Origin of the sequence: Syntrophomonas wolfei subsp. wolfei str. Goettingen G311 (assembly GCF_000014725.1) — a bacterium.
GTDB classification, from domain to species: domain Bacteria; phylum Bacillota; class Syntrophomonadia; order Syntrophomonadales; family Syntrophomonadaceae; genus Syntrophomonas; species Syntrophomonas wolfei.
The window spans coordinates 243,942-258,904 of the sequence record NC_008346.1 but is presented as its reverse complement, the minus strand read 5'-3'; the positions used below and the strand labels follow the sequence as shown (position 1 = coordinate 258,904).

14 protein-coding genes and 1 pseudogene are annotated in these 14,963 nt (G+C 41.5%); all 15 read right to left on the bottom strand.

All coding sequences use genetic code 11. The annotated features are described in order from the left end of the window. Positions 1–5: 5 nt before the first annotated feature. A complete protein-coding gene (gene pseI, locus SWOL_RS01110; protein ID WP_011639671.1) occupies positions 6–1,055 on the bottom strand; it encodes a pseudaminic acid synthase in 1,050 nt (349 codons plus the stop codon). A 20-nt stretch (positions 1,056–1,075) separates the two neighbouring features. Continuing rightward, positions 1,076–1,864 (bottom strand): class I SAM-dependent methyltransferase, encoded by a 789-nt coding sequence (locus SWOL_RS01105; RefSeq protein WP_011639670.1) that lies wholly within the window; start codon positions 1,862–1,864, stop codon positions 1,076–1,078. Between the two features lie 148 nt (positions 1,865–2,012). Next, positions 2,013–3,332, bottom strand: coding sequence for a formyltransferase family protein (locus SWOL_RS14685; RefSeq protein ID WP_207635310.1), 1,320 nt, complete (start codon positions 3,330–3,332; stop codon positions 2,013–2,015). Further along, entirely contained in the window at positions 3,314–3,481 is a 168-nt protein-coding gene (locus SWOL_RS14680; RefSeq protein ID WP_207635309.1) for a hypothetical protein, read from the bottom strand. Before SWOL_RS14680 ends, SWOL_RS14685 begins: the two co-directional genes overlap by 19 nt. A 47-nt stretch (positions 3,482–3,528) precedes the next feature. Continuing rightward, positions 3,529–3,729 carry a hypothetical protein gene (locus tag SWOL_RS13405; protein WP_011639668.1) on the bottom strand — a complete coding sequence of 67 codons (201 nt, stop codon included), beginning with the start codon at positions 3,727–3,729 and terminating at the stop codon, positions 3,529–3,531. Continuing rightward, positions 3,726–4,007 (bottom strand): nucleotidyltransferase domain-containing protein, encoded by a 282-nt coding sequence (locus SWOL_RS01090; RefSeq protein WP_011639667.1) that lies wholly within the window; start codon positions 4,005–4,007, stop codon positions 3,726–3,728. The genes SWOL_RS13405 and SWOL_RS01090 overlap by 4 nt, the downstream gene beginning before the upstream one ends. A gap of 101 nt (positions 4,008–4,108) precedes the next feature. After that, the gene (locus tag SWOL_RS01085) at positions 4,109–4,654 is read right to left on the bottom strand and encodes a DUF4276 family protein (protein ID WP_011639666.1); all 546 of its coding nucleotides are present in this window, start codon (positions 4,652–4,654) and stop codon (positions 4,109–4,111) included. After that, on the bottom strand, positions 4,654–5,838 hold the full coding sequence (locus SWOL_RS01080) for an AAA family ATPase (RefSeq protein WP_011639665.1): 1,185 nt from the start codon (positions 5,836–5,838) through the stop codon (positions 4,654–4,656). The genes SWOL_RS01085 and SWOL_RS01080 overlap by 1 nt, the downstream gene beginning before the upstream one ends. Before the next feature lie 300 nt (positions 5,839–6,138). After that, the gene (locus tag SWOL_RS01075) at positions 6,139–7,428 is read right to left on the bottom strand and encodes an aminotransferase class III-fold pyridoxal phosphate-dependent enzyme (protein WP_011639664.1); all 1,290 of its coding nucleotides are present in this window, start codon (positions 7,426–7,428) and stop codon (positions 6,139–6,141) included. Positions 7,429–7,446: 18 nt separating this feature from the next. Next, positions 7,447–8,355, bottom strand: coding sequence for an aldo/keto reductase (locus tag SWOL_RS01070; protein WP_011639663.1), 909 nt, complete (start codon positions 8,353–8,355; stop codon positions 7,447–7,449). Next, positions 8,342–9,145 (bottom strand): cytidylyltransferase domain-containing protein, encoded by an 804-nt coding sequence (locus SWOL_RS01065; protein ID WP_011639662.1) that lies wholly within the window; start codon positions 9,143–9,145, stop codon positions 8,342–8,344. Before SWOL_RS01065 ends, SWOL_RS01070 begins: the two co-directional genes overlap by 14 nt. A 5-nt stretch (positions 9,146–9,150) precedes the next feature. Next, positions 9,151–9,705, bottom strand: a complete 555-nt coding sequence (locus tag SWOL_RS01060) for a GNAT family N-acetyltransferase (protein WP_011639661.1) — start codon at positions 9,703–9,705, stop codon at positions 9,151–9,153. A gap of 123 nt (positions 9,706–9,828) precedes the next feature. Then, positions 9,829–11,844: a motility associated factor glycosyltransferase family protein gene (locus SWOL_RS01055; RefSeq protein WP_011639660.1), complete on the bottom strand. Its 2,016-nt coding sequence runs from the start codon at positions 11,842–11,844 to the stop codon at positions 9,829–9,831. Between the two features lie 120 nt (positions 11,845–11,964). After that, complete coding sequence (locus tag SWOL_RS14160) at positions 11,965–12,294, bottom strand: flagellin (protein WP_341271085.1); 330 nt, start codon at positions 12,292–12,294, stop codon at positions 11,965–11,967. Between the two features lie 2,046 nt (positions 12,295–14,340). Continuing rightward, positions 14,341–14,775: pseudogene (locus tag SWOL_RS14155) on the bottom strand (flagellin N-terminal helical domain-containing protein); the annotation flags it as partial. Between the last annotated feature and the right edge of the window lie 188 nt (positions 14,776–14,963).

Here is a 14,963-nt window from a genome sequence, read left to right as displayed (position 1 = left end):
TTCTCCTATATCAAATCCCAGCTTAAAAGAGTCCCTTTTTTTACGGCCTGGTTAATCTTTTTCCCTAAAAATACATCATAATACTTCGGTTCCAAACCATATCCAGGCCGCACAATGCGAAGATTCTCCTGGGTTAAAACTTCCCCTGCGGCCATGTCTTTGGATATATATAAAGAACGCCGGAATTTCAAAGATTTGCTTTCCTGCTCCCCCGGGCCGTAGCTGATTTTCCCCAGTGCCTGCCAGGCCCGTTCCGTTTCAATTACCAGCTGCCTCATTTCTTCCGGTTCCATGGAAAATGCGGAGTCTACACCGCCATCGGCTCTGGATAAAGTAAAATGCTTTTCTATCATACAGGCCCCCAGGGCCACAGAAGCTATCGCTGCGCCAATTCCTATGGTATGGTCAGAAAGACCTACCGGACAATTAAACAGTTTTTGCATATGCGGAATAGTAAGCAAATTGCTATCCTCCGGGCTGGCGGGATAAGAGCTGGTACACTTTAGTAAAATTAAATCCTTACAGCCTGCCTCCCGAGCCACCCTCACAGTTTCATCTATCTCTGCTACCGAAGCCATCCCGGTAGAGATAATCATCGGCTTACCTGTTGAAGCTACTTTGCGGATAAGCGGCAAATCAGTATTTTCAAAGGAAGCAATCTTATAGCAGGGAACATCCAACGTTTCTAAAAAATCCACTGCTGTCTCATCAAAAGGCGTGCTAAAAGCCATTAGCCCCAATTCCCGGCAGCGCTTGAAAATCGGCTCATGCCATTCCCATGGGGTATAGGCCTCATTATATAAGTCATATAGACTTCTACCCTTCCAGGGGCTGTCCTTATCCTCAATAAAAAAGTCACCATCGCTTATATCAAGGGTAATTGTATCTGCCGTATAAGTTTGTAGCTTAACTGCATGAGCACCAGCCCCTGCAGCTGCTTCCAGAATAGCCAGTGCTCGTTTTAAAGAGTGATTATGATTACCTGACATTTCAGCAACAATAAATGGTCTGTAACCCTTCCCCACAATAATACCCGGTAGTGAAATATTGTTCATTTTCCTCCCCCTTACCGCTCCTATAGTTTAGACGCAATAATTGCCATGATATGTTTTTCAACCACAAATACATCATGGTTTTCAAAACGTTTTTCCAATTCTTGTTGTATAGTTGAATGGTATTGAGGAACATAGAATGTGGAAGCTTGCCAATAATCCATAACTGCTTGAGGCGAAGGATACAATATCGGATTTACAAATGTTTCAGTATCAACTGAAATTCCTGGTAAAGTAACTAATTTTAATATTAAATCCTCTTGCATAAAAGTCGTAGAACTTTTTATTACTAATTCAGGAATCATGCAATGCTTTTGGATAATTTCAAATAAACTAGCATTATTCTTCCCATAAGGACCTACTATTAAGAATACCCCTTTATGATTTAGATGGTCTATCATTCTCTCAACTATAACATCAACATCTTCCGCATAATACAAACCATAAAAACATGAAATAAGGTCATACTGTCTATCTATTTCTTTATCGTCAAACATCTCCTCCATTTTACAACACTTAAGCGTTAACTTTTTATTTGTACTAAGGAGATACTCACATCGCTGTCTGGCTATTTTAAGTGAATCTTTAGATATATCAACTCCCAAAATATTAGTGGTACAAGGCATTTGTATATAATATGTTAACTGATTTCCAGTACCACAACAAACATCTAATACTGATGAACAGTTTATTCTACTTAGTATCCTTTTCACCCACGTATCAAAATCTTGAATGCCATATTTTTTGTTTGCTTCTCCTCGTGCTTCTAAAGAAGCTGTATCTGAAGCTTTTAATTTAAGAATCTCTTCCAAATATACTCACCTTCTTCTAACAATTGGTTTTATCTCATTTAGAGCTTGTCTATCAATTCCTCATTGTTACTAAAATAAAAAAACCGCTTAACCTTTTCACTATTTTTTCGTATCCAGGTCGGCTTGAAACCAAAGCATAAGACATATTTTAATTTCCTTTTTTCAAAACTTTTAAAAGATATTGCTCTCCATTTAACTCAAAAAAGGCAGGATAGCGCTTATTATCCACCACTCGTAGAAGGTCAAACTGTTCTCTTATAGTTTTATCTGGATCAAGGCGGCTATCTTCAGGGGTTCTGCGACGATAATAACTGCTTTCTCCTTCTTGGCTAACAGCTTTATCTATAATATCGGGATAGTTATCAATAAATTCCAAACACAATTTAAATGTTGTATCAGCCTGAGTTGCCCGCAATTCTTCGACAAGTTCAGTTCCTGTAAAATGCATTGTTTCCTTTAAATAAATTACGCCACTATCTACTTTTTCAGCTGCTTCAAATAAGACTATAGGAATATCGTTTTTTCCCTCTAGTATTTGCCAGGTAAGAGGTGACCAACCTTTACCCCAGGGTAAATCGCTTTCATGAACAACCAGGTTATGCTTATTCTTTTCTAGAATATCGGAAGGGACAATTTGTCTACAGCCAAGATAGAAGGCAAGATCACCATATAAAACTGTTTTTACATCGTTAGTCCATCTTATAATGTGGTTCTTCTTTTCCAACTCTTTTAACAATAAAGGAATATATATATTAAGCCAGCTATTCAAATCCGATACAACAGTAATGTTTAATTTGTCTTTTTGATTTTCCAATACAACATCTTTATTTATATGCCAATATTTTATTTTATCAAAAGACTTATGCCAAATTAATAAAAAGTTGTTTCCACATTTACCGTCTCTAATAAGCGTTGATTTAACATTATGTATTAACTCTTCGTCTTTTTCCCTTTCTTTTTCACCAAATACAATCATTATTGGCTGGGTATAATTTGCATGATTTTTAAAATTAATTAGTTTATAGCAATCATTAATTATATCATTCTCCGTATTATTAATAGACTTAACTACCATTACGATAAGGTTATAATTCGAGCCCGGCTCATGAACTACAAAATCAGGTTTTTTTGTTCTTAATAATTCATGAATAGAAATATTAACCACCTTATCGAGCTCGCCATGAATTGTAAATGGGAAACCTTCAGGAAGATTGTTCCTCAATTGATGGTATAATTCATAACAATATATTCTCTCCCTAAAGACTGGATAGTGTCTATTATGGTTTGGGACATTGAAATACTTGTTCTCAATTTTCCTCAATGCAGTATTGAGTGATGTTAAAAAAATATCTATATCTTCCATTAAAATCTGCCCCCTAAGAGATTTCCCGGCTTCAGCTCCATCACAATGGCCTGGGTCACCTGAAAAACCTTGCTTCCATAGTGCTCTTACCGGCTTGGCTCCCACTTCTGAATTCGTCCAATGCTGTCAATAAGATGAGGGGTTAATCTTAATACTTCTTTAAATATTTGCTCAATCGCCATCGGAAGATACTCATGGGCAATTTCATTGCGCAAATACCTTATTTTCTTAAATACTTCCCTGGAAGAAATCAAGTTTCTTTTTTCTGCCCGGTTTTTCCAATTCTAGAATATCTATTAATCTAAAAGATTCTTTGAATCAACATATCGCTTGTTCTCGCAAAACGGCTTGTTAATGCCTCAAATTTATCTAATTCTTCCAGCTCATAGCTTTCCTTAATACCTATTTCCCGGCATGCTTCATAAGAATAAGCCAGAATTTTGACGGCCTCATCTAAAAGCTTTAATTCCTTGGCAAACAATTCCGGCTCATCTTTTTTCATAATAAAACTGCCCCCCTCAACGCAATTCTCGTAAAGGGATCAGACTCATCCCGGACAATAATAATATCTATCTTCTGCTCCCCTATTTGTTCCCACAAATCCCTCTTGATTCTAAATCTTTCTTCTTCTTTTAGCTTATGGGAGAATATCAACAAATCAATATCTCCCCCTCTTTTTTTATTATCGACCCGGGAGCCAAATAGATATATCCGCGCATCCTGATCAACGCTTTTTATCGTATCTTTAATAGAGTTTATTTCATGAGTAGATAGTCTCATGGTAACTCACCAACTATCCTTCCTTTACAGTTACTGGTTGGATTTGTTGAAAATCCAAATTAATAAAACAGTGGCAACCAAACAGAACACTTAACATGCCCCTACCCAAGAGCCTTATAAACCCCTTCCAAAAACACTCGAAAACTCGCTGAGCAGTTTCTATTAATATCCATATGTTGTCCGATAGTCCTAGCCCCACTTATCTTTTGGTATCCAGGAACTAACTTTTTTAATTCCTGAGCGGCATTATTTAGCCCATCGGGATTCCGGTATTTTCTCTGTTGCTGTCTTCGGGAAAGTCCGCTAATATTATAGGCCTTCTCCACAGCCTGTAAATCACCCAAAAACCAGGATTCCATTTCATGGCAGGCAATTCTGACCACCGTATCCGTTCTTCCGCTGAAAGAACATATGTCGCATAATCGTTTTTTTATTTCATAACAATCAGCGCTATCCTGATCCCTAACTACTATGAATCGCGCGTCGTGAGTTATGGCTCTTAATTTCCTAGGTAAAGATTTTTCCAAATCCTGTTTTCCTTCATGCTTGATTAAATGATACTGAACCCCTTCCGGCAACACCTTCGGTAAAATCATTTTCAATAGTTCTTTCATGGAAGGTTCTTCCAGCATAAAATACAGCTCCATCACAAAGGTCCGGCCCCCTCGAAAAAGCCTTGCTTCCATAGTGATCCTGGTAAATCGCCTTCAGCAACCAGACTCTGCAATAAGGGTTCATCAGAGGCCCGTACCACTTTGCTAAAACCGTTGTTGCCTTGACATAACCAGAACAACTCCTCCAGCTGCACAGCATTGACAAAATCGGGCGAATGGGTTGATATAAAGACCTGACCACCATTACTGGCATAAGCTCTAAACTCTTCAGCTAATTCCAACAAAAGATCGGGATGCAACTGGTTTTCCGGTTCCTCTATACAAAGCAATGGGTGCGGAGTGGGATCATAAAGTAGAATTAAATAAGCGAACATCTTAAGCGTTCCATCCGATACATACCTGGAAATAAAGGGATCCTTAAATTCTTCGTTTTGAAAACGTAGTACTATCCTGCCATCTGCTGTTTCTTTAGCCTCAACCGATTTAATGCCAGGAACCCGCTGGGCTATTTTTTCTAGTACCTGTTGAAACCTGTCCGAATAATGCTCGTGCATAAATTGAGTCACTAATGCCAAATTATCACCAGTAGCTGATAGGTGTTCAGCATAACCAGCATCATTAGTACTGCGGGCTGATTCAATTCTAAAATCGGAAACATGCCAACCTTCTATTAAACGCCTAAATGATGCAATTTGCTTATATTTTTGAAATTGTCCCAATCCCTTAATAGCTAGAATATCAGGCGAATCCAGGGTTTGTTGCTCTCGTGCTTCCTGAACTCCAGGCTTCCCGTATTCACTTTCATTGACAATCGCATGACCAACACCATTGGAAAAATCCAGGAAGTGCCACGGTCGCCCTTTTTGCCCGCGACGATATTTCAGCAGTTCTTTGCTCACTATAGGTAAACCCTTATCATCCAAATTGATATGCAATTCATAAGTCACTAAAGGTTCACCCGGAGCAGAACGAAATTTAATCTCAAATTCGATCGGGCCGCTTTGTCCCCTGCTAACCACCTCTTTGAAACCACCACGTTTGAGAAGGGCTGCTCTTACATTATCCGTTAAGCAATCATGTAAAAAACCAAATATATCAAAAAAGGTTGATTTTCCCGAGCCATTGGCTCCCAGAAAAATAGCCATAGCAGGAATGTTCCTTATAGTTGTATCTTTAAGAATTTTAAAGTTTTTAGTTCTTATACTTTCAATCCTCACCTCATCACCTCCATGTAATACCCTGAATAGGATGATAAATCTCCTCTTGTTCTTTTTATTTTAAATACTCGCTTAATTCTGACATAGGAACTCCTCTCTTAATATACCTATTGAACTGCTTCCCGCACCTCTTCACTCAATCTCTATAGTCGTATTTTGCTTCTATTTTCATTAGTGGTTTGCGTCCTCCGGTCTTAGGTGATCAATAAGAGTATTGCATTTTTATTATAACATTTTTTCAATAACTATCTATTTTTTCCGTTTTGTCCCTGTTTGTTTTTCTATTAGAGCCTCCAAATGCTACCTTAACCTGAACAGCGGCACAAGAGGCTTACACCGAAGCAACTTATCCAGTGATTTGTTATCGATTGCCTCCCTGATGATTGCCAGAACCTCACTATAAGCATGTAGTAATATAGCAATATCCTCATCACTATGGCAATAATTCATATTGTGAGTTCCAAGAATAAGAATCCCCCTGGAGAACATTTCCTGCAAGAATAAAGTTTTTAACTCCCACAAGGTATAGGATGGTATATCACAGAAATTCAAAAATGCCCAACTAGGATGGCCGGTAATGGAAATAACATCCTGAAGCCCGTTTTCGGCTAGCAGTTTTTCAACACCCTTTATTACTTTCAATCCTTGATTCTTCATGGTTTCCAGGACTGGTTCCTCTTGAAGTTTGGTCATCGTGGCATTGGCAGCGGCTAAAGACAAAGCTTCCCCGCCGAATGTAAAGGAAAAGAATACTTCTTCCATCAACTGCATAATATCAGCCCTTCCGGCGACAGCTGACAGGGGATATCCATTGCTCATGCCTTTGCCAAAGGTAGCTAAATCAGGCGTTATTCCGAAGAATTCCTGGGCTCCGCCATTAGCATAACGGAATCCAGTAATAGTCTCATCAAAAATAAACAATGCCCCATTCTGATGCGTCAATTCTTCAACCATCAATAAAAAATCGTTTTTTGGCTCTGTTGAATTCATCGGCTCCATAATTACTGCCGCAAGCTGTTCTGGCCACTGCTTAAAGATAAGCCGCAGAGACTCAATGTTATTATAAGTAAAAATGTGCGTTAACCGCCGGGTGGATTCAGGTACCCCCAGGTTGCGGGCAGTAGATCCAATGTACCAGTCTTGCCACCCATGATAACCGCAAACCGCAACATGGTCGCGGTGGGTGTAGGCACGAGCCAGGCGTATAGCTCCTGCAGTTGCATCGGAACCATTCTTGCCGAATCGCACCATTTCAGCACAGGGAACTATTTCTATTATTTTCTCCGCCACTATAAATTCCAGGGGATGGGGTAAGGAGAAGGTAACTCCGTTATCAAGCTGCTCCAGCACAGCCGCATTTACATCATGATCGTTATAACCCAGGGTAACAGAGGCCAGGCCATTGATGAAGTCTATGTATTCATTATCGTCTACATCCCAAACATGACTTCCTTTGCCCTTCTTAATGAAATAAGGGGAAACTCCATATGGATACTGGGTCTTGCTTTTGCTAAAAGTCTGGGTTCCCAGAGGTATGCTTTTCAATGCTCTTTCCAATAACAGTTCAGAGTTGTGGTAGCGTTCCGACATTTTTATCCCTTCTTATAATTATTTCCTGGCCCATAAACTGGGGAAAATGATTTCCTTTTCAATATTAATGAAATGTTTTTTTAATTCTCCTATACAGCTGAAATCAATATCTGAATTCTGCTTAAAAACTTCAATATCTTCTGTCAATTGCCCCATATTGTCAACACCAAATACCACATAATCAATTCCCGGATTTAAGCATGACAAAAACAGGGCTGCTTCAACCCGTTTCAAGCTGTATTTGGCGATTATTTCATCAAAATCATGCAAATATACCCGTGCTCTTTCCAGGTGAGCAGGTATATCATCTCCTTCCATAAATAATAAACCCTGCAGGAAAGGGCTGCGGGCGAATACCGTGACTCCATGGGCTTTGGCCATGCTAAAAAACCCGGTTTTGTCCAGGCGCTGGTCGAACACATTGTATGGTGTCTGAATATAGTCCACTATCCCCGACTTGGCCACATCTAGTGCATGTTCGGTTTCATAGATGGATACACCCAGATTCCTGATTAAGCCCTTCTCTTTAGCAAGAAATAAACCATTCATAATACTCTGATTATAAAAATCAGTCGGTGTGTGCAAGAGGTAACCTTCCAAACAGTCTAGTTTAAGCCTCGCCAGCGATTTCCTAATTTCATTCTCCACTATCGCTTCGGCCTTATAGTTATCATCTGTAATAAGGTTAGGCCGTAATTTCGATATAACCTTAACCTGCTTCTGTAAATTTCTGCTTTCAAAATACCGGCCCAGGATTTCTTCAGCATTACCATAAGCTGCGGCAGTATCGAAATATTCTATACCTTTCGCCACTGCCAGATCCAACATAGTAAATACCTGTTCTTCAGCAGGTTTGCCGGTTTTGTTATTAATGCCATAGTCTAAGCCAAACTGTACCGTACCCAAGCATAATTTAGCTTTTACCATTATTATCAACTGCCTTTATAGTATTTATCAAGCGGGCATCTTCCAGTAAAGACTTTTGGTAGCCTTCATTTCTCGCAAAATTTCGATTTATTTCCTTATAATACGGGTTTTGATTAAGTAATTCCAGTACATCATTCATTAAAAAATCTTTTTTTCTGGAATATAAATTTTCATAAATTAATCTAAGCAGTTGAAAATCTTCCGGTTCATCAACCGACCAGCGTAAATTCGACAGGTCGATATCATTTTCTAAATTAACCCGGATAAAAAATTCGGGGTGTTTTCTTATATAAGGAGTTACATGTTCCCGCTCTGATGGAAGAACTGCCTCCTGCCAAGTCCGGGCCAACACCGCAAAAGAAAACACTTCCACATCGAGACCATCAGGATAAGTAGGCGGATCAGTATTGGAAGCGTAATCCACCCCGGCTTTATCATATAATTTTAGTACGGATGCGACTACCTGCGGATCAATTAGAGGACAATCAGCCGTTATACGCAGTATAGTATCCTCCGGTTTACAGCCTAAAGAAATAGCAGCCTGATAATACCTGTCCAGTACATCATTTTCAGAACCTCGAAAACATTCTATTCCATTTTTTGAACATAGCCGAACTATTTCGTCATCACCGGCAGCCATTGTAGTAGCTATTACTATCCGGTCAATCCCAGGAACCATCTGAATTCTCTCATTTTGCAGTTCCAATAAATGTTTACCGCAAACCTTTTTAAGAACCTTACCCGGTAAACGGGTGGAACCCATCCGTGCTTGCACTATGACAAAATTCATTTTCGTTACCCCCCAAAGGAATCACATGTTTCGCAAAATTTGCCCAGCAATACTACATCCACATATTCCCCAGCATAATAAACATGCCTTTTCTGAATGCCCTCCCGCTCAAATCCGGCCTTTTCAAATGCTTTTATCGATGCGATATTATCAATATAGCATCCTGCCCAAACCTTATGCAGATTCAATTTACTGAACGCATATTCACTTAGCAGGTCGATAGCCTCGCTAGCGTATCCTTTACCCCAATAATGCTTGTCACCTATTATAATCCCTATATCCGCTCTCCTGTGAATCCAGTTGATAGTCCCCAGCTTAATGTTACCTATATGTCGCTCGCTGGATTTTTCTATGATAGCCAGAAAAACTGAATCCGCCATGCCATCCAAAGCAGCTACATAAGCATGCAATTGTTCCTTAGAATAAGGATAAAAGCGGCTTTCTGTATAGCAGGTAATATCATCATCATTCATCCAATGATAATAATTATCATTGACATCTTCCGGTCTTACCTCTCTAAGGTAAATTCCTTTACCCTCAATAAAATGTCGGTATTCCATACTCGATTTTATCCTCCGTTCAAATCCTAACTAACCCAATAAACCCCTTGCAGCTTAACCAGGAGAGCGTTAATTAAGGTCTTTGTGTATCATATAGCTTAGCCCTTCTTTTTCCCGGTAAATTTATAGAATCTTAGCCGCCTTACTTTCCAGCCGCGTCTTTGCCTGTAAAATTGAATTTACACATATTGATGCTAAATCGCCGATAACTGCATACCACTCGCCGCTCCTTAACATAACCTCTATTCGGGCAAAATCCCTGTCGTCATACTTCTCCGGAACCGCATTCGTATCAATCTGGAAGTTTATAGCATACGATTGGAAGACATGAGCAAAAAACAATTGATAGGTTTCATAATTCTTGCTGCAGTTATTCTGTGGAGTAAATATCTCATTTTCCATCGCGTTTAGTTTTTTCCTCATGGAATCCATCTTTTGCGGATTTCGCAGGCAATCCCCCAGTTTCACTTTGTATTTTTCATATATAGCAAGACCCGTTTTGCAATAATTAACGATTTCTGTCATGTTAACAATGGTTCGTTCTATTAAGTCCAATAGTTTGCCAATATCTTCTTCTTTAATTTCTTCTGTAAATGCGCTCAGGTGTTTTTTAATATTTTCGAGAGGGAAAAAATCCTCATTGATGTATTTATCAATTGCCTCCTTAAAAGGCAAAACTTGCGTACCATTTATATAGGCACCACCCTCGGTACTGTTAATGCAGGTTCCTTTGTAGCCTGCCAAATCTGTCTCGTATGCTTTGATACACTGATACCACCCGGCATTGGTGGTAATCGGAATACCATCATTTCCCATGACATCGAATTTATCCTGCCGATGAATAGCATCCTGGTTACCATCAACGGTTCCAGCCGTTCCTATAGCATGAGTTTTCCCGTCCCGGCTGAACGCCAAATCCTGTCCAATAAGTATAATTGGGTCGCAACCCAACACCTCAGCTATTTTATAAGCCATGTTTCCGGCCGAGACTTTTATGGGAACAATTCCCTTATCGATACCCAACCACTTGAAATGGTCAAAATCGCGATAAACAATAATCCTTGGTCCCGGATAGGAGGGAAACACTTCCGGGTGTATTACCGGACAGGCAGCATAATAAACATCTTTAACCTCATCATCAGCAAAACCCTCCATAAGTGCTTTTACGGGTAAATTACGTTCCAGGGATACTACCAGATGGGGTTTAAAGTCCATAGCCATCAAGACTTTAAGAGAGGCATCGGCAGCCACTATAAGCGCCTTGTTTTCCAGCCCTTTTAATAAATGCTTATTCTTATTAAGTGAGGGGCCGGTCGCTACTACTATCCCAGGGCGGCCTTTAAACTTGTTGAAAAGAAGATTGATTCCTGGATTGGAGACAATTTCATCAATATTAGCCAGCATATGCTCAATCCCTAGCAAAGAATCATAAGGGTCATTGCCAAAGTGGAGTAAAACCTGGGCCGCGGCATCCCTTAATGATTTAAGAGTTTGGAGATAGTAATCCTTGTTTAGTTTAAGGGATGAAGGATGATAAACCGGTTTTATTGCCTTGAGCAACATAAATCTATTGTTTTCGTACAGATAAGTCCAGAGTTTTGTATATATTTCACTTTCATCTATTCCTACCATAAAGCTTATCCCTGGGTTCTTAATAGCCGCAACCAGGTTTACGCTTTGCAGTGCCAGCTTAAAAATCTCCATGTCCTTTTCAATCACCAGGATATAGCTCGTGTTTTGTTTTACTGCTTCCTCGTGCATATAATAGAGCAGTTCATATCCCAGACCCATTCCTAGAAACATCGCTATTCTGGCATTTTTTAAATTAAGCGCTTTTATCTGATTGGCTACATCCTGTTGAGAGGCATTACTGTCGTAATAATAATAATTCCCATCTTTAACGAGTAAATTCGGGATTGGTTTAGCTCCCATATTTACTAGCTGATACCGCTTAGAGCTTGTAGATTTTTCAACTGTACAGGCTAATTCGGGGTAATGTTCTTTAAGAGCCTGCATGTTATTCTGATAAATATCGTTATTATTATAAGTATTATCAACCCGAACCAAGCGCACACTTGATTTATCACCAGTATTTTTATTGCTTTTTCTTTTATTCTTGTTTTTTGTTTTCTTGCTCAATTCCATACCCCTTGCATTAAATGATATGTATTATATCGGCTTAAGCTTAGTGAGTCTTTAGCCTGCACTATAGAAAAAACCGGCCCCCGTATCGAGGACCGGCTTTTTGTAATTCTTTTATTACCCGAGCAACTGCAGTACACTCTGCGGTTTCATATTGGCCTGGGCCAGCATGGCGGTACCTGCCTGGAGCATGATCTGACTCCGGGTAAAGGACATCATCTCCTTGGCGAAGTCCAGGTCGCGGATACGAGACTCGGCGGCCGTCAGGTTTTCGGAAGCCACGCCCAGGTTATTGATGGTGTGGTCTAAGCGGTTCTGCAGAGCACCCATCTTGGAGCGCTCGCTGGATACCCGCTGTATAGCCGCATCCAGCTTGCTGATGGAAGCAGTGGCATGATCCCGGTCAGTAACCAGGATATTGTTTACTCCCAGAGCCCGGGCTCTCATATCGCCTATGGCCGCTCCCACATCCTGCAGGGGGTTGGCCCCAATCTGGAAGACCATGGTATTGTCGGCAATATGCACATAGGTATCTTCCCGGTTGGCAAAACCGCCTTTCAGGTCGAAGTTCTTGGTGGCGGTATTCCATTCCAGTTTGATACCAGTCATATTGTCAAACTCAACATCCACATTCTGGTGAACCGTCCCTACCAGCATATTGCCTTCGATATTAACATCTTTGGCGATATAATTGCCGGTATGGGCATCGGTAACATTAACTGTAAAAGTATTTTCCTTGGCATCTTTAAGGTTGGTCAGGCTTAAGGCTTTGATTACATTTTCATCACCGACAAAGGTCAGTTCGCCGGCATCACCAGTAATAGCGGAACGGATTACAAAAGTACCTGCAACGGTTTCCAGACCACTATCCTGTTTCCCGCCTTCGGTTACAAAAGAAACAAACTTGTCGCTGTGGGTAGCCCCAATGCCTGCAAGTTGAGCCTGCCCGAGCTGGTTGGCGATAGCATCGTTTAGTTTTTGCACTACACTCCCTATTGTATCAGTACCAAACAGGGTAATCTCCGCTTTCTGCCCGTCACCCTGAATGATGCTGATTTTTTGGGCGGATTCTAGCAGGAAGTTGCCGCTCTTATCCCAGAAAGCTTCAATATCGCGTAGTGCGGTTCCCTTGGTAGCCAGTTCACCTACACCGGCACTGCGGTCGAACTGGACAAAAGTCCCTCCGTTAGCCGTATAATCAGCCAGGGTTCCAAAGGTAAGCTGGATTTCACTATGACTAACTGCACCATTGGTATCATCGAGAGTCAGGTAATCTACCGTAGTAGTTGTATTATCCCAATTAGTGGCTTGCGCTTTGTAATAAGTGAAAGAACGGCTGACACTCTTACCGTTTTCATCCGTGGTCTGGGTAATGGTAACCAGGTCATCTGGAACAACAGTTACCGGTTTGACATTCATCAGGAATTTATCGCCCACGGTTACATTAGCTGTAGCCATAGCAAAGGTATTGAAGTGCACATCGCCAACAGTAAATGAATTTACGGTGTCAGCTGCGGTAGTCTGTATGACCACCCCTTCCAGGGTATGAACACTTCTCTTACCATCCAGCCCCATTTGGTATGATGTGATGTTTAGCGTAATGTTATTTCCATTTTTTCCAACAACATCAAAAACCATTTGGGCATTAACTGTGCTACCAGCTGTACTTAGTGTTGTTCCGGCACTGGCTGTAGTAGCACTGATACTTTCCACTAAATCACCGGTTCCACTCTGCCTATACTGTGCTACCAGATCCAAATTAGCAGCACTCACTAAAGTTGCAGCAGCGCTGACATCCGTGGTTATCTTATAAGTCCCCTGCTTCAGACCAGTAACCTGGAAGTTCTGCAGGCCGGATTGGGCTACATCGGTACCTTTCAAAAGTGTAGTAGAAGTACTGGTAATGGATGTATCCACACTATCAGTCTGTAATTCCCCATCTCCAATGGCATTGGTACCATCAATATTAAACCGGCCGGTACCTGTTGCTGCATTTACATCGGTTCGATTTACTGTTAATGCAAAATTACCTGCGGCTCCTTTGGTCAAGGACTGGATATCGAAGTTGCCTGTTGTAGCACCTGTTGTAGCCTGAATGGTAATCCTGTTCTTCAAAACACTATGTGCCGCAACAGCATCAGCCAGTTTAGTACTAAATTGACCTGCTGTAGTCCCTCCAGTAAGTGTAACTTCTACGGAAGTGTTGACCCCATCTTCGAATTCAAAATTGAATTCGTATATATCGTTTGCATCATCAGCCCCGAAAACCGTTGTAACAGCCAATTGAACCTTCGCCTGGTTGTAACCCATATCAATATTAGTGGTGGTTTCACCGTGTTTTACCCGCATGATATCGGTCTTCTGCACCTGAGCTATTCCGGCCTGAGCTTCTATATTCAGCTTATAGTTGCCGCCGCCGGGGGCCTTCTGGCCGAACTGGTCAACTACCCTGAGGCCATCGCGCATGAAGACCCGGGTGGTTAGCTTGTCGGTGGTGGTCAGAGCCGAGGAACTGCCGTCCAAAAGCTTCTTGGTGTTGAACTCGGTGGTGTTGCCGATACGGTCAATTTCCGTAATCAACTGGTCGATTTCCTGCTGGATGTTCTGGCGATCAGAGGCGGTTAAGGTGTCGTTGGCTGCCTGCACCGACAGCTCCCGCATGCGCTGCAGGATGTCGTGGGTTTCGTTCAGGGCACCTTCAGCCGTCTGTATAAGGCTGATGCCGTCCTGAGCATTGGAAATGGCCTGATTGAGGCCTCTGATCTGGGCCCGCATTTTCTCCGAAATGGCCAACCCGGCGGCATCGTCAGCCGCCCGGTTGATACGCAGTCCCGAGGAGAGTCTCTCCAGGGAGCGGCTCATGTTCCTATCGGTAATGGTCAAGTTGCGATAGGCATTGAGCGCGGACACGTTGTGGTTAATAATCATACCATCATTCCTCCTTGAATTTTTATTGAGTCACTTCCTTGTGGCTCATCTGGCTGCCGGCCCTGAAGCCTCGGCCGCTGGCTGCAAGTACAGCAACCACCGGGTGCTTCTCTTCCAAAAAAGCATCCGGTCGCTGCTGCATATCACAGGCATTCCTGCCAGGGGGACGGTTCTTGTGGCTGGTATGA